The 14,905-nt window shown below is 51.4% G+C and carries 12 protein-coding genes and 2 tRNA genes; 10 read left to right on the forward strand and 4 right to left on the reverse strand.

The window, feature by feature from the left end:
* The first annotated feature begins 18 nt into the window (after nt 1-18).
* Nucleotides 19-387: a hypothetical protein gene (locus IR195_RS05375; protein WP_206048974.1), complete on the forward strand. Its 369-nt coding sequence runs from the start codon at nt 19-21 to the stop codon at nt 385-387.
* A gap of 196 nt (nt 388-583) precedes the next feature.
* Here the strand turns inward: IR195_RS05375 and dusA are convergent, their stop codons facing one another.
* Complete coding sequence (gene dusA / locus IR195_RS05380; protein ID WP_206048975.1) at nt 584-1,612, reverse strand: tRNA dihydrouridine(20/20a) synthase DusA; 1,029 nt, start codon at nt 1,610-1,612, stop codon at nt 584-586.
* 286 nt (nt 1,613-1,898) lie between these two features.
* On the opposite strand from dusA, the gene IR195_RS05385 reads away from it, so the two are divergent.
* Entirely contained in the window at nt 1,899-2,480 is a 582-nt protein-coding gene (locus IR195_RS05385) for a hypothetical protein (protein ID WP_146942609.1), read from the forward strand.
* Nucleotides 2,481-2,504: 24 nt separating this feature from the next.
* On the opposite strand, the gene IR195_RS05390 is transcribed toward IR195_RS05385, so the two are convergent.
* A complete protein-coding gene (locus tag IR195_RS05390; protein ID WP_038482396.1) occupies nt 2,505-3,029 on the reverse strand; it encodes a helix-turn-helix domain-containing protein in 525 nt (174 codons plus the stop codon).
* 284 nt (nt 3,030-3,313) lie between these two features.
* On the opposite strand from IR195_RS05390, the gene gltX reads away from it, so the two are divergent.
* The 3 genes from gltX (at nt 3,314) to IR195_RS05405 (ending at nt 5,163) form a co-directional block, all read left to right on the forward strand.
* Complete coding sequence (gene gltX / locus IR195_RS05395) at nt 3,314-4,792, forward strand: glutamate--tRNA ligase (protein ID WP_206048976.1); 1,479 nt, start codon at nt 3,314-3,316, stop codon at nt 4,790-4,792.
* Nucleotides 4,793-4,929: 137 nt separating this feature from the next.
* Nucleotides 4,930-5,005, forward strand: a tRNA-Ala gene (locus IR195_RS05400).
* A gap of 82 nt (nt 5,006-5,087) precedes the next feature.
* A tRNA-Glu gene (locus IR195_RS05405) sits at nt 5,088-5,163 on the forward strand.
* Nucleotides 5,164-5,583: 420 nt separating this feature from the next.
* Here the strand turns inward: IR195_RS05405 and IR195_RS05410 are convergent.
* Both IR195_RS05410 and gltA read right to left on the reverse strand, forming a co-directional pair.
* On the reverse strand, nt 5,584-6,465 hold the full coding sequence (locus IR195_RS05410) for an NAD(P)-dependent oxidoreductase (protein ID WP_206048977.1): 882 nt from the start codon (nt 6,463-6,465) through the stop codon (nt 5,584-5,586).
* Between the two features lie 141 nt (nt 6,466-6,606).
* On the reverse strand, nt 6,607-7,893 hold the full coding sequence (gene gltA / locus IR195_RS05415; protein WP_083002030.1) for a citrate synthase: 1,287 nt from the start codon (nt 7,891-7,893) through the stop codon (nt 6,607-6,609).
* Between the two features lie 486 nt (nt 7,894-8,379).
* On the opposite strand from gltA, the gene sdhC reads away from it, so the two are divergent.
* The 5 genes from sdhC (at nt 8,380) to IR195_RS05440 (ending at nt 14,881) form a co-directional block, all read left to right on the forward strand.
* Nucleotides 8,380-8,757 carry a succinate dehydrogenase, cytochrome b556 subunit gene (sdhC, locus tag IR195_RS05420; RefSeq protein WP_171880175.1) on the forward strand — a complete coding sequence of 126 codons (378 nt, stop codon included), beginning with the start codon at nt 8,380-8,382 and terminating at the stop codon, nt 8,755-8,757.
* Nucleotides 8,751-9,098 carry a succinate dehydrogenase, hydrophobic membrane anchor protein gene (gene sdhD / locus IR195_RS05425; RefSeq protein WP_038482412.1) on the forward strand — a complete coding sequence of 116 codons (348 nt, stop codon included), beginning with the start codon at nt 8,751-8,753 and terminating at the stop codon, nt 9,096-9,098. Before sdhC ends, sdhD begins: the two co-directional genes overlap by 7 nt.
* Before the next feature lie 3 nt (nt 9,099-9,101).
* Nucleotides 9,102-10,874 carry a succinate dehydrogenase flavoprotein subunit gene (sdhA, locus tag IR195_RS05430; protein WP_206048978.1) on the forward strand — a complete coding sequence of 591 codons (1,773 nt, stop codon included), beginning with the start codon at nt 9,102-9,104 and terminating at the stop codon, nt 10,872-10,874.
* 27 nt (nt 10,875-10,901) lie between these two features.
* On the forward strand, nt 10,902-11,612 hold the full coding sequence (locus IR195_RS05435; RefSeq protein ID WP_125746479.1) for a succinate dehydrogenase iron-sulfur subunit: 711 nt from the start codon (nt 10,902-10,904) through the stop codon (nt 11,610-11,612).
* 434 nt (nt 11,613-12,046) lie between these two features.
* On the forward strand, nt 12,047-14,881 hold the full coding sequence (locus tag IR195_RS05440) for a 2-oxoglutarate dehydrogenase E1 component (protein ID WP_125753477.1): 2,835 nt from the start codon (nt 12,047-12,049) through the stop codon (nt 14,879-14,881).
* The last annotated feature ends 24 nt before the right edge of the window (nt 14,882-14,905 follow it).

Consider the following 14,905-nt stretch of genomic DNA (forward strand, 5'->3'; position numbering starts at 1 on the left):
CTATTCTGGTGTGTGCACATGGTTTTATCGCATCTGTTGGACTCTAACCAAGGTTTTTGGGGACGGTTTCTACCTACAAAAATGACAACAGAGGAGGGCTTGATAGGTGGTGTCAATGCATCTATAAGTTCTGCTAAATGGCTTTCCTTTAGAGCCAGTGTTGTTTTAATTACTTTGCTAGCGACTCTGCTGTGGTTAATAGGAATAGAAAAAATAGAGATCATTATTGCCATACTCAGTATAACGTCGAACGGTATTTCAAAGTTGCTTGAACGCTATGGTACTTTCAATGTATTAAAAATGGTTGAAAGTGATTTGATAGATACTCTCGGTGCATTAGGAACAGCTGGGGTTGGAACATTAGTAATTTTATATTTATTGGGTTAGTAAGATTAATGTGTATGATGATGCCAAAAAATACCGCACCCACAGTCCTTTCGATTTAACCAAGGCCTGGTACCACAAAGACTGCCTATCTATCGACGTTGGTAAGCTGTTGTCCGGCCGCAAACACATGGTGGCGTTTTACGCCTAGCGTGCCCAAGCCGCTAGGCGTCGTCTAAACATGCCGCCCACCGTCGAGCTAGGTCGCGGATTGTAGTGCTTCCTGGGCCTCTGTTTGGGGTTCGCGAACTAAGCTAAGCGCCTCATCGAAAAGGCGCAGGCCCGCGTTTTCTTTATGCGCGTGCTCAGACAGGTGACGACGGAAGCGTCTGCCACCGGGACAGCCCTGAAATAACCCCAGCAAATGGCGGGTAATATGATTCAGCTTGGCTCCTTCATCTAACCGCTGCTGAATATACGGTCGAAATGCGTTAGCCGCTTCCAAACGCGTGCGCGCAGGCCCTGCTTCACCAAACAGCTGCTCATCGACCCCGGCGAGTAGCCACGGGTTCTGATACGCCTCGCGACCCACCATCACACTGTCTACGTGCTCAAGCTGTGCTTTGCACTCGGCAAGGGTTTTGATCCCCCCATTAATACCGATATGCAGCTCTGGATGGCTCTGTTTCAGGCGGTGTACCCGGGGGGAGTTTAGTGGCGGTACATCACGGTTCTGCTTAGGCGACAAACCTTGTAGCCACGCCTTGCGCGCGTGAACGGTAAAGACGTTGCAACCAGCATTCGCTACGATCTCAATAAACCGCGCCAAGTCAGCATCTTCATCCTGATCGTCAATCCCGATGCGGCACTTCACCGTGACCGGAATCGACACTGCCGCCTGCATAGCTTCCACTGCCGCCGCCACTTTTTCAGGGTGGCCCATCAAACAAGCGCCAATCATATTGTTCTGCACCCGGTCGCTGGGGCAGCCGACATTCAGATTGACCTCGTCGTAACCCCACGCCTCGGCAATAGCTGCACACTCGGCCAGCTCTCCCGCATCGCTGCCACCCAACTGCAACGCAATCGGATGCTCTATATCGCTATAGCCTAAAAAGCGCTCACGGGGCGACCCGTGCAAAATGGCACCGGTGGTCACCATCTCGGTATACAGCAATGTCCGCCTGGTTAACGTGCGTGCAAACGCGCGGTAGTCGCGGGTTGTCCAGTCCATCATCGGGGCCACAGAAAACAGACGAGCAGCGTCTGCTGGGCTAGCTTTAGTCATATCAATCACTTGCATCATACGATGCGGTATAAGCCTGGGGTAATTGCTTTGCAGCGGGGGAGTCGTTGGCGAGCGATTGTACGCAAAAAGCGGGTTTGAGTACAAAGCAGACGTTGCACAATTGTTAAGGTGGACGTCGGCAAAGGTAGGGGGTAAATATTGCTATTTCAAAGCTCGGTGTTTTGGTGGGTAGCGGGCAGGCAAAAGAACTACTCTTTTGCGGTCTAACTCAATGTGAATAGGGCTGGGCAGTGGTAAGCTGATATTTCGTTGTTGAGGAGTCTCTATGGATAAGACACTAGGTGGTATCCGTTTAGTGTTGGTGAGCGTGCTGCTGCTGGCTGGCTGTGGTAGTCAGGAGGAGGATTTGCCCCCAGAGTCGCCTGAGTCAGTCGTTGAAATGCCTAGCCCACAACAAAGCGCCGAGCCACAGGAGGTGGTTGAACCTCTCGTTGTAGCCATTTCGGCTAGCGCCTCTCTGCGCTCCGATCGTCGCTTAATGGTAGACGGCGAAACCAACCTGCCGGACGGCGCTCTTATTCAGGTAACCATTGAACGAGAGATAAGTCGCGTGCGCTGGCAGGAGCGTACCCGTGTTTTGCACGAGAAATTTAATGCTGGCCCCTTTGGTTCTGGCAGTGGTCTACCGGATGGGCGATATATTGTGACGGTCCAGCTTTCAGAAGCAGCTGTGCAGCCAGAAGAGGTTCAGGCGCGCATTGGCAGTGAAGGAGAGCACTTGGCTGGCGAGCTGGTTAGCCAAACTCGCCATGGATTAGGGCAGGTTGCCACCTACTCGCGCAGTTTCTTAGTGGGCAGTGAACCAAGACGTACGCGCGACCAGGTGGATGTGGTTGAAGAAATGTAGGACGTGGGGGGAGATAAAGATGCTTTAGGCAGGAGACCAGTGTGCTAGCAGTACCGCATGTATGGTGGTGTCACTGGGCGCTTTAGCAAAATGCTCAATAACATAACCTTGCTCTTGCTGGATCAGATAATGACCAGCTTTGTGGAACACATGGGTAGGCCCTAATAGCACTAAGTCGCCTGCTGACACCGGTGAGAAATCCGTTTCTTGGCCGGGGGTTGCCATTATGCAGGGAGCTTTCCAATCAATCTTTAGCGGCAGATGGTGTGGCACTGTCATCATAGTTGCCTGAACCTGTTCCCAGGGGAGGGGACCAGTATGTGTCAGGGTTAACAGAGGAGCAGCGCTGTCACCTTCCAGCAGGGTTGCCAAAGAGCAATCAAGGGCGTCGGCGAGCGCAACGAGGCGTTCGTGGCCGATTTGTTTGATAGCACCGGATTCCCAGTAAGAAATGGTGACATCTGATACGCCTACTTTGCGTGCGAGGGCAGCTTTGTTGAGCTTGGCCCGAAGCCGCAGTTGCTTTATACGTGAGCCTAGCGATTCCATTTCATTTTCCTATCGATGAGCTAAACAAGCTCGTTGAGTGTGCTTCCACCCTATCGGCGGCGCTCAGTGCATACTAAAAATCGCGAGGCGCTTTCGAGTATGAACATGAATCATAGGGGCAGCGCCATACTAAGCGATTGTGCTTTAACGCGCATCTTCCTATCAATGAGCCTCCAACCTCTGATCAGACGCTTTTAAGTCAAACTCGTTCCCTGCAAGGTACTGCTGGTTGCCTTCAGGGTGCGTATAATGCCGAGACGCTCTATTGCCAAAAGGACATTTTGATGACCGTTCGTACTCGTATCGCGCCTTCTCCAACGGGTGATCCGCATGTAGGTACTGCCTATATTGCGCTGTTTAATCTCTGTTTTGCGCGTCAGCATGGTGGCCAGTTCATTCTGCGCATTGAAGACACCGATCGGGTTCGGTCTACCGCTGAATCAGAACAGATGATTTTAGATTCGTTACGTTGGCTTGGGCTGGAGTGGGATGAGGGCCCAGATATTGGCGGTCCTCACGGCCCGTATCGGCAAAGCGAGCGAGGTGATATCTACGCTCAGTACGCCCAGCAGTTGATGGATGCAGGGCATGCTTTCAAGTGTTACCGCACCAGTGAAGAGTTGGATGAACTGCGGGAAGCTCGCAAAGCAGCCGGTATGCATTTGGCCTTGAAGCCCGTTGACTTAGCGTTGAGCGAAGATGAGCAAGCTCGTCGTGAGCAGGAAGGTTGGCCTTATGTCGTTCGCATGAAGGTGCCGAGCACCGGCGTTTGTGTGGTTAACGATATGTTGCGCGGCACAATCGAAGTTGAATGGGCGCAAGTTGATGCTCAAATTCTGCTGAAGTCGGATGGCATGCCTACTTATCATCTGGCCAACGTGGTTGATGATCACCTAATGAACATTACCCATGTGCTGCGCGGTGAAGAGTGGATTAATTCAGCGCCTAAGCATCAGCTACTTTATGAATACTTCGGCTGGGAAATGCCGCAGTTGTGCCATATGCCGTTGCTGCGTAATCCCGATAAGTCCAAGTTGTCCAAGCGCAAAAACCCAACGTCGATTAACTATTATCGGCGCATGGGGTTCTTGCCTCAGGCGGTCACTAATTACTTAGGCCGTATGGGTTGGTCGATGCCTGACGAGCGTGAAAAGTTTAGCCTGTCAGATATGATGGCTGAGTTTGATATTCAGCGAGTATCGTTAGGTGGACCGGTGTTTGATTTGGAAAAATTGACCTGGTTGAACGGCGTTTATATTCGTGAAGACTTAGATGACGATGCGCTACTTCAGGCGCTTCGGGAATGGGCGTTCAATGAGGAGTACGTGAAGCAAATACTTCCTCAGGTGCGCCCTCGTGTGGAAACTCTGTCTCAAGTCATTCCGCTGGCGGGGCACTTCTTTTCTGGGCTGCCTGTGCTAACGGAAAACGACTTCGATAGCGTGAAGCTTGAGAAGGAAGAGTTGGTTAAGCTGCTACAATTCTTGGTATGGCGTTTTGAGGCCGTTCCTGCATGGACAAAGGAAGTGCTCTTGGCGGAAGTTAAGCTGCTTGCTGAGCATTTTGATATTAAGATGAAGGCTTTCCTCGCGCCTGTCTTTATTGCCATTACGGGCAGTGCTTCGAGTACCTCTGTAATGGATGCCATGGCGATCTTAGGTTCCGACGTGACGCGAGCACGACTCCGTAGTGCCATTGAGGTGCTAGGCGGTGTTTCGAAAAAGCAAACCAAACGCTTTGAAAAAGAGTTCCGTGATCTCTAGGTGCTTAGTTGATTTTCGGGCTTTTCACTAGCGAGCTTTCTAAAGGCGCCTGTAATACGAGTATTTGAAAAGAGTATTTGAAAGGCTTGACGAAGACGGGCGTAATCAGTAACATACGCTCCGTCTTCGAGACATGTGGGGCCTTAGCTCAGCTGGGAGAGCGCAACACTGGCAGTGTTGAGGTCAGCGGTTCGATCCCGCTAGGCTCCACCAATATCGAAAACTCTGGTTGTTAATTTCCAATACAAGGTTTTCAATATAGCGTCTCAAGGCCGTATCTATTTAGGTTAATAACGTCCCATTCGTCTAGTGGTCTAGGACACCGCCCTTTCACGGCGGTAACAGGGGTTCGAACCCCCTATGGGACGCCACCTCCTGATTCCTCAGAATTTATTTGCTGACTTATTGTCAGTGAATATTCTTCACAATACGCATTTTAACCAAAGGCAATGAGGTTACTCATCTGTCGCTTTTTGCGTCCCCATTATTCTCGCTGCTGGCTGAAATAATTCCCATTTCGATCGTTTTTTGGCGATTTTGTGCTTGACTTGTCCACTTTTGCAAGTTTGTGAAAGGGGTTGTGCACAACCCTGGGTTGTTGTCTCAAAAAATCAGTGATTTAGAATTATTTCATTTAAATCAATAAGTTATGTTAGGTTAAAAAATGATCAATTTAAGGCTGGGTCACTGTTCATGGCGATTGTGGGACGTTTTGTAGTGGTTGTGAACAGGGTTATCCACAGATAGTGTGGAAAACCCTTTTCAAGATCGAGGCGCTTAAAAGTCAAGCATTATTCTGGCTTTTGTAGGCGCTTCAAAAGCGACGAAGTGTCCCAGCGTCCGCCATCCATGCGCTGCACATCAGCATAAAATTGATCAACCAGGGCGGTGATGGGGAGTGTGGCGCTCAGTCGACGAGCCTGCTCTAAACAGATGCCTAAATCTTTGCGCATCCAGTCTACTGCAAAGCCGTGATTGTACTCATCGGCAATCATCGTTTTGTGGCGGTTTTCCATCTGCCATGAGCCAGCGGCACCCTTGGACACCACATCAATTACCTGTTGTTGATCCAGCCCTGCTTGTTCAGCGAAGTGGAGGCCTTCGGCAAGACCTTGCACTAAGCCAGCAATACAAATTTGGTTGACCATTTTAGTAAGCTGGCCACTGCTAGCACCGCCCATTAGTGTGACGGCACGAGCGTAGTGATTAAGGATGGGGTGAACAGCATCAAAGTGTGCCTGTTCACCGCCACACATAATTGTTAGGGCGCCATTTTCGGCTCCTTGCTGTCCGCCAGAGACAGGGGCATCTAAAAAGGCCACGCCTTGATTGCGACAGGTAATATCGAGCTCCAGGGCAAGGTCTGCGGAGGCAGTGGTGTGATCGATGAGATAGGTGCCGGTTGCCATGCTGCTCAGCACGCCGTCGGTACCGGTGGTCACTTGCCTGACGTCGTCATCATTACCTACGCATATTAAAACCAAGTCAGCGCCGTCAGCGGCTTCTTTGGGGGTGGCATGTGCTGTGCCGCCAAACTCGTTTGCCCAGGCATCTGCTTTACTGCTTGTACGGTTGTAAACACGCGTTGTGAGGCCTTGTTTGGCAAGATGGCCTGCCATAGGGTAGCCCATAACGCCCAGGCCAATAAAAGCAACAGTAGTGATGGTTCGCATAGAGCACCTTGTGGGTGTGTGGTGAGTGTTAGGGGTGTGGAATATTTTGTGTAGAGTAATAAAAAAGAATTTACGATAAGCAAAAGGCCACCCGTGGGTGGCCTTTTATTATCCTAGTGACGCTACGCTGTTAGCGTGGCGTTATTTTTTAGGATAATCGCGCATGTCGTGGCCAATATACAGCTGGCGCGGGCGGCCAATTTTGTAGCTTTCGCTGAGCATTTCATGCCAGTGAGAGATCCAGCCAATGGTGCGGGATACCGCGAAAATAACGGTAAACATATTGGTCGGTATGCCCATGGCTTTGAGAATGATGCCTGAGTAGAAATCGACGTTTGGATACAGCTTACGCTCAATGAAGTACTCATCTTCAAGGGCGATTTGCTCCAGTCGCTTAGCGATTTTGAGCTGCGGGTCGTCAGCTAAGCCAAGCTCAGCAAGAACTTCATCACAAGTCTCTTTCATTACTTTGGCGCGCGGGTCAAAGTTGCGATATACACGGTGGCCAAAGCCCATCAGCTTGAAGGGGTCATCTTTGTCTTTGGCTTTGTCGACAAACCGCTGAATGTTTTCTTCAGAGTCGTCGCCAATTTCATCAAGCATATTCAGTACGGCTTCGTTGGCGCCGCCGTGCGCAGGGCCCCAAAGTGCCGCAATACCGGCGCTGATACAGGCAAAGGGGTTGGCGCCGGTTGAGCCTGCTAAGCGTACCGTGGAGGTCGAAGCGTTTTGCTCATGATCCGCGTGCAACATAAAGATGCGATCCATGGCTTTCGCGTATACCGGATTGATTTTGTACTCTTCGCACGGGTTGCTGAACATCATGTAGAGGAAGTTTTCTGCATAGCTCAGGTCGTTGCGGGGGTAGTTGAACGGCTGGCCAACATTATACTTGTGCGACATTGCGGCCAGGGTCGGCATTTTTGCAATGAGGCGAATAGCGCTGATCACGCGATCTTCTTCTTGGGTGATGTCCATGTGGTCATGGTAGAAAGCAGCTAGGCCGCCAACGACGCCACAAAGAATAGACATTGGGTGCGCATCGCGGCGGAACCCTTTGAAGAAATTGTTGATCTGGTCGTGCACCATGGTGTGGTTACGAATGCGCGACTCGAAATCTGCATACTGTTCATCGTTAGGCAGCTCACCGAACAGTAGGGTGTAGCATACCTCGACAAAGTTAGACTCTTTGGCCAGTTGGTCGATGGGGTAGCCGCGGTGTAGCAGCACGCCCTTGCCACCATCAATATAAGTGATAGCGGACTGGCAGGAAGAGGTGGCCATGAAGCCGGGATCGTAGGTAAACAGGCCTTCAGCACCTAAGCCGCGTACGTCGATGACGTCGGGGCCAAGTGTGCCGGAATACATGGGTAGTTCGATCGATTTTTCTAGACCGTCTACCGTCAATGTCGCTTTCCTGTCAGCCATGCTGGCCTCCTTTCGAATTCGGTTTGGGACGTAATGTCGTTGTTTCGCATACCGCGCCGGCGAAAAGGCTCGCCTACTATAGAAGTGTGCGACATTTTGTCAATTAGCCTAAGCGCTAGGTATCCTTGTACAGCTGTTGTTGTATTGGATGAGCTTTGTATATGATAAGTGTGGAGTTCGTGGTAGAGGCGTCAGGGGGTTGACGACACGTTTACGGACTTATCAAACCATCAATCTCCTGTCACTATAACCATGCTGCAACGCAAAATCGACTCAGGTTGACCTCATTTTTCTTGCACCATAGTCGAGTTAAGCTTGAGTTCGGTTTGTCAGCAGGGGCGAAGGTTCTTATAATCCACGGCGCGCGACCGGCAGGTAGGAGGTCGTGCTCGACTTGGCAACGGCCGAGCCCCTTCCAGCAACCACTGCCCGCTCGGGCCATGCCCGACCTGTCGCAGAGCGGGCCAAGAGAGTGTGTATAACGCCGTGAATAGCAAACGACCCGTAAACTTAGACCTTACTACGATACATTTCCCACTACCGGCGCTAACGTCGATTACACACCGTATTACGGGTGTCATCCTCTTCGTTGGCCTGATCTTCGCTTTTTGGGCGCTGGGTAAATCACTATCGTCTCCGGCTGGCTTTGATGCCGTCAGCAACGCATTGGCCAATAACTTTTTCGCCAAGTTCATTGCCTGGGGATTGTTATCCGCATTGGCATTCCATTTTGTAGCAGGCATTAAACACCTGTTGATGGATGCGGATATCGGCGTGACCCTAGAAGGTGGCGTGAAAAAAGCACAAATCACTGTTGTCGTCAGTGTCGTTCTGATCATCCTGGCAGGAGTTTGGGTATGGTAACCAACATCACAAGTTTTGGCCGTAGCGGATTATCCGATTGGCTAATGCAGCGCGTTTCAGCGGTAATCCTGGCTGTATATACCGTCTTTATCGTCGCCTACCTGCTGCTCAATCCTAATCTGGATTACTACGCTTGGAGTGGACTGTTCGATCAAACTTGGATGCGTATTTTCTCGCTGCTCGCATTTGTTTCCATTGCAGCGCACGCCTGGATCGGTTTGTGGACGGTCACCACCGATTATCTCAAGTCCACTCGCCTGCGCGTGGGTGCCCAGACTCTGATTATTCTGGCCATCTTCGTATATCTGGTGTGGGGCATTCAAATTCTGTGGGGAGCTTGATACATGTCTAACCTTCGTAGCCTGACATTTGACGCCATTATCATCGGTGGCGGTGGCTCTGGCTTGCGTGCTGCTTTAGAGCTTGCCAAATCTGGTAAAAAGACAGCCGTACTGTCCAAAGTGTTCCCGACACGCTCTCACACGGTTTCTGCCCAGGGTGGTATTACTTGTGCCATTGCATCGTCAGATCCGAACGATGACTGGCGCTGGCACATGTACGACACTGTTAAGGGCGGCGACTACATTGCCGACCAGGACGCAGCTGAGTACATGTGTTCAGAAGGCCCGAAAGCGGTGTTTGAACTTGAGCACATGGGGCTGCCGTTCTCGCGCTTTGATAATGGTCGTATTTATCAGCGTCCATTTGGTGGTCAGTCGAAAAACTTCGGCGAAGGCGGTCAGGCGGCACGTACCTGCGCAGCCGCTGACCGTACTGGCCACGCACTGCTTCACACGCTTTACCAAAACAACCTCAAGAACAACACCACGTTCTTGAATGAGTGGTACGCGGTAGATCTGGTGAAAAACAGCAACGGTGATGTGGTTGGCTGTATCGCCATGTGCATCGAAACTGGCGAAGTTGTCCACGTTAAATCGAAAGCGACTGTTCTGGCCACGGGGGGGGCAGGTCGTATCTACGCCTCTACTACTAATGCCTTGATCAATACTGGCGATGGTATTGGCATGGCGTTACGTGCTGGCTTCCCGATGCAGGACATGGAAATGTGGCAGTTCCACCCGACCGGTATTTATGGTGCGGGTACGCTGGTCACTGAAGGTTGCCGTGGTGAAGGTGGTTACCTGATCAATAAAGATGGTGAGCGCTTCATGGAGCGTTATGCGCCGAACGCCAAAGATTTGGCAGGCCGTGACGTTGTTGCTCGCTCAATGGTCATGGAAATTCTGGAAGGTCGTGGTTGTGGTGAGAAGGGCGATCACGTTTTCTTGAAGCTTGATCACTTGGGTGAAGAAGTTCTTGGTAAGCGCCTGCCGGGTATCGTTGAGCTATCGAAAACGTTTGCTCACGTTGACCCTGCTAAAGATCCGATTCCTGTCGTGCCGACTTGCCACTATATGATGGGCGGTATTCCGACCAATATTCATGGTCAGGCAATTACCCAGGACGAAAGCGGCAACGATCATATCGTTAACGGTTTGTTTGCCTGTGGTGAAGCGGCGTGTGTATCGGTTCATGGTGCTAACCGCTTGGGCGGTAACTCGCTGCTGGATCTGGTGGTCTTCGGTCGTGCAGCGGGTATGTTTATTGAAGGCGCGCTGAACGAAGGTGTTGATTACCTGGATGCTTCTGAATCTGATATCGAATCAGCGATGAAACGTATTACGCGCTGGAATGAATCGGAAGGTGGTGAGAGCATTCCTGAGCTTAAAGCTGAGCTTCAAGACATCATGCAGACCTCTTTCGGTGTATTCCGCGAAGAGAAGAATATGCAGGAAGGTGTCAAAAAGCTGGCCGATCTGCGCAGCCGTATTGCTAATGCGCACCTGCCTGACAAGTCCAATGCTTTCAACACGGCGCGTGTTGAAGCTTTAGAGCTTGATAACCTAATGGAAGTGGCAGAAGCAACGGCGATTGCTGCCCTTGAGCGTAAAGAGAGCCGTGGTGCGCACTCGCGCTACGACTATCCTGACCGTGATGATGTCAACTGGCTGAAGCACTCGCTTTACTTCCCGGCCACGAAAGAGCTGAAGAAGCGCGACGTCAACTTCAAGCCGAAAACTGTTGATACATTCGAGCCTAAGGTTCGCACCTACTAATCTCTGCACTGACGAGAGGGAGTCACCATGTCTAACCTTCAGGTATCCGTATACCGCTACAATCCGGAAACCGACTCCGCGCCTTATATGCAGGAGTTCCAGGTCGATACCAAAGGCCGTGATCTGATGGTATTGGATGTTCTGCATCTGATGAAAGAGCAGGATAGTGGTCTTGCGTACCGTCGCAGCTGCCGCGAGGGCGTATGCGGTTCCGATGGCATGAACATGAACGGTAAAAACGGCTTGGCATGTATTACGCCGCTGTCAGATGTCGTTAAAGGCAATAAACTGACCTTGCGCCCGTTGCCGGGTCTGCCGGTTATCCGCGATATGGTTGTGGATATGGGGCTGTTCTATAAGCAGTACGAGCGCATTCAGCCGTACTTGCAGAACGATGAGCCTGCGCCAGCGATTGAGCGTCTGCAGTCACCAGAAGAGCGCGACAAGCTAGATGGCCTGTACGAGTGTATTCTTTGTGCATGCTGCTCTACGTCATGCCCATCGTTCTGGTGGAACCCAGACAAGTTTGTCGGGCCGGCTGGTTTGCTTCAGTCTTATCGCTTTCTTGCGGATACACGTGACACAGCGACTCGCGAGCGCCTTACCAGTCTGGAAGATCCGTTCTCCGTGTTCCGTTGCCGCGGTATTATGAATTGCGTTGCGGTGTGTCCAAAAGGACTAAATCCGACCCGTGCAATTGGTAAAATTCGTGAAATGTTGTTGGCTGATGCGACGTAAACGCCTAATCCTATGAAAAAAATGCGATCGCTACGTAAGTTGCTGCATAAAGCCACTTAAATCGTAGCGCTTCGCTTGTTATCATAGGGGCGTTAGGTGGTGCGGCGACGCGTCGCACCACTTAACCAGTCAAGTTTAAAAGCCGGTGCCGCAAGTACCGGCTTTTGAGCATGAACTGATTGAGCATGACTAGATAAAAGAAGCCTTTGTATTAACGTAGTAAGTAGACGAAGGTATAATAGTGCGCAGTGAGATAGAGCGTACTGAAGTGGTATGCAGTGAAAATGTAGTACTTACAGCTAGTATGAATAGGGCTTCCGACCTCCGGTCGGCGCCGCCGGCATATGTCCCGCCCCGCCGGCAGGGCAATAGCGATGTCGTTGCGCGATTGCAGCGATACCGATACCACCCCATCAGTGCAGGGTGACCGAGAGATGCAACAAGGCATAATGGAGTTGATGTGGCGTTCCTCTCACGTTAGTGGTGGCAATGTCCACTACGTGGAAGCGCTTTATGAGCAGTACCTCGCCGATCCTGATTCTGTCTCAGATGAATGGCGCAGCTATTTTGATCAGTTGCCTCGTTCTGAGGGCAGTGCCTCCCACGATGTTCCACTAAGCCCCACTCGTGATCAGTTCTACCAACTGGGTCGTGAAAGTCGCCCAGGCAGAGTAGCCGCCGCCTCCGATGGCGGTGAGAATAAAAAGCAGGTGAAGGTCCTGCAGCTGATTAACGCCTACCGCTTTCGTGGCCATCAGAAGGCCAATATCGACCCGCTAGGGCTGCGTAATCCCACCCCCGTCCCAGATCTCGATCTGTCATTTCATCAGCTTTCCAAAGCTGATCTTGACACCGAGTTCCAGACCGGTTCGTTTTTTCTAGGTATTGATAAAGCGCCGCTGCGTGACATTGTTGATGCGCTGGAGCAGACCTATTGTCGCTCTATCGGTTGCGAGATCATGCACATTGTCGATACCGAAGAGAAACGTTGGTTGCAACGGCGTTTTGAATCGGTGCGCAGTGCGCCGAAATTCAGCGACGATGTGCGTAAGCATGTGCTTGAGCGCCTCACCGCTGCCGAAGGTTTGGAAAATTATTTAGCGTCTAAATATCCAGGTACCAAACGCTTCGGTCTTGAAGGTGGTGAGTCATTTGTCCCGATGATGGACGAGTTGATTCAGCGCTCCGGCGGCTATGGCACTAAAGAAGTTGTTATTGGCATGGCTCACCGTGGCCGTTTGAACCTGTTGGTTAATATTCTGGGGAAAAACCCCGCTGAATTGATCGACGAGTTCGACGGTAAAAAGGTGATCGAGCGTGGTTCTGGTGATGTGAAGTATCACCAAGGCTTCAGCTCTAACGTCATGTCGCCAGGTGGCGAAGTTCACTTGGCAATGTCGTTTAACCCGTCGCATTTGGAAATTGTCGCGCCAGTAGTAGAAGGCTCAGTACGCGCACGCCAAGATCGCCGCAATGATGAAGAGGGCAGTAAAGTACTGCCAATCAACGTTCATGGTGATGCAGCGTTTGCTGGTCAGGGCGTGGTGATGGAGACATTCCAGATGTCTCAAACCCGTGCCTACAAAACCGGTGGCACAGTACACATCGTGATTAACAACCAAGTGGGCTTTACGACCTCGAACCCCTTGGACGCGCGATCCACCGAATACTGTACTGACATTGCTAAGATGGTTCAGGCGCCGATTTTCCATGTTAACGGCGATGATCCTGATGCGGTTATCCATGCGACTCAAGTGGCATTGGATTACCGTCAACAGTTTAAGAAAGACGTTGTTATTGATCTGGTGTGCTACCGTCGCCGCGGCCACAACGAGGCCGACGAGCCATCGGGTACCCAACCGATGATGTATGCCAAGATTAAAGATCACCCTTCTTCGCGTTCACTCTATGCAAAGCGTCTGGTTGAGCAGGGCGTATTGTCCGAAGAAGACGCTAAGGCAATGGTTGAAACCTACCGCGATGATCTTGTGGCAGGCAATCACGTAGCCAATGCCTTGGTGCAGGAGCCTAATACATCACTATTTGTGGATTGGGCTCCCTATCTGGGGCATGAGTGGACCGGTGATGCAGACACTACCTTCGATATGAAGCGTTTGCAGCAGCTGGCCGCGAGAATGTGCGAGATTCCTGATGGCGTCGCAGTACAGCGCCAAGTCGCTAAAATCTATGAAGACCGTCGCAAAATGCAGGCGGGCGGCATGGGGCTTAACTGGGGCTTCGCTGAAACGCTAGCGTATGCCACGCTGCTTGATCAGGGGCATCCGATTCGTATTACCGGTCAGGATGTTGGTCGTGGAACGTTCTCTCACCGTCATGCGGTTATTCATAACCAGAAAGATGGTTCGACGTACGTTCCGCTGCAGAATATGTCAGACGGTCAACCGCGCTTTACCATTCACGACTCTTTCTTATCGGAAGAGGCTGTGCTGGCTTTTGAGTACGGCTACTCGACGACAGCACCCGGTGACTTAGTCATTTGGGAAGCCCAGTTTGGTGACTTCTTCAACGGTGCCCAAGTCGTGGTTGACCAGTTTATCTCTTCTGGTGAGACCAAATGGGGGCGGCTGTGTGGACTGACCATGCTGTTGCCACATGGCTATGAAGGCCAGGGGCCAGAGCACTCCTCCGCGCGGTTAGAGCGCTTCTTGCAGCTGTGTGCCGAACACAACATGCAGGTATGTGTGCCGACAACCCCCGCACAGATTTACCATCTGCTGCGACGTCAAGTCATTCGTCCGTTACGTAAACCGCTAGTCATCATGTCGCCGAAGTCGCTACTGCGTCATAAAGAAGCGGTATCTAGCCTAGAAGACCTCGCTCACGGCAAGTTCTACATGGTGTTACCGGATCAGGCGAATCTTGAGGCAGAAAAGGTGACTCGCGTTATCATGTGTGCCGGTAAGGTGTACTACGACCTAGCCAACTGGCGTGCTGAAAACGAACGTGATGACACGGCGATTATTCGTCTTGAGCAACTCTACCCCTTCCCGAAAGAAGAACTTTTGGAAGTGCTCCAGGCGTATGCCAATGTGGAAGACATCGTGTGGTGCCAGGAAGAGCCGCTAAACCAGGGCGCTTGGTACTCAAGTCAGCACCACATGCGCGCCGTAGCCGATATGCTGAAAGATGGCCTCGGACGTGATTTGAAATTTGCAGGACGTCCTGCCTCTGCCGCACCGGCAGCGGGCTATATGTCCGTCCACACTGAACAGCAGCGCCAGCTGGTGGAAGACGCTTTTAACCTATAAGCGCCCACCGGGTTTAGAGAACAT

The sequence above is a fragment of the Vreelandella venusta genome, from assembly GCF_015689495.1.
GTDB classification, from domain to species: domain Bacteria; phylum Pseudomonadota; class Gammaproteobacteria; order Pseudomonadales; family Halomonadaceae; genus Vreelandella; species Vreelandella venusta.

Excerpts from the sequence above, each read along its gene's own strand:
- IR195_RS05410 (WP_206048977.1), bottom strand. The coding sequence starts at position 6,465 with ATGCGAACCATCACTACTGTTGCTTTTATTGGCCTGGGCGTTATGGGC.
- gltX (WP_206048976.1), top strand. The coding sequence starts at position 3,314 with ATGACCGTTCGTACTCGTATCGCGCCTTCTCCAACGGGTGATCCGCAT.
- IR195_RS05440 (WP_125753477.1), top strand. The coding sequence starts at position 12,047 with ATGCAACAAGGCATAATGGAGTTGATGTGGCGTTCCTCTCACGTTAGT.
- sdhD (WP_038482412.1), top strand. The coding sequence starts at position 8,751 with ATGGTAACCAACATCACAAGTTTTGGCCGTAGCGGATTATCCGATTGG.
- sdhA (WP_206048978.1), top strand. The coding sequence starts at position 9,102 with ATGTCTAACCTTCGTAGCCTGACATTTGACGCCATTATCATCGGTGGC.
- IR195_RS05435 (WP_125746479.1), top strand. The coding sequence starts at position 10,902 with ATGTCTAACCTTCAGGTATCCGTATACCGCTACAATCCGGAAACCGAC.
- IR195_RS05385 (WP_146942609.1), top strand. The coding sequence starts at position 1,899 with ATGGATAAGACACTAGGTGGTATCCGTTTAGTGTTGGTGAGCGTGCTG.
- IR195_RS05390 (WP_038482396.1), bottom strand. The coding sequence starts at position 3,029 with ATGGAATCGCTAGGCTCACGTATAAAGCAACTGCGGCTTCGGGCCAAG.
- dusA (WP_206048975.1), bottom strand. The coding sequence starts at position 1,612 with ATGACTAAAGCTAGCCCAGCAGACGCTGCTCGTCTGTTTTCTGTGGCC.
- gltA (WP_083002030.1), bottom strand. The coding sequence starts at position 7,893 with ATGGCTGACAGGAAAGCGACATTGACGGTAGACGGTCTAGAAAAATCG.
- IR195_RS05375 (WP_206048974.1), top strand. The coding sequence starts at position 19 with ATGGTTTTATCGCATCTGTTGGACTCTAACCAAGGTTTTTGGGGACGG.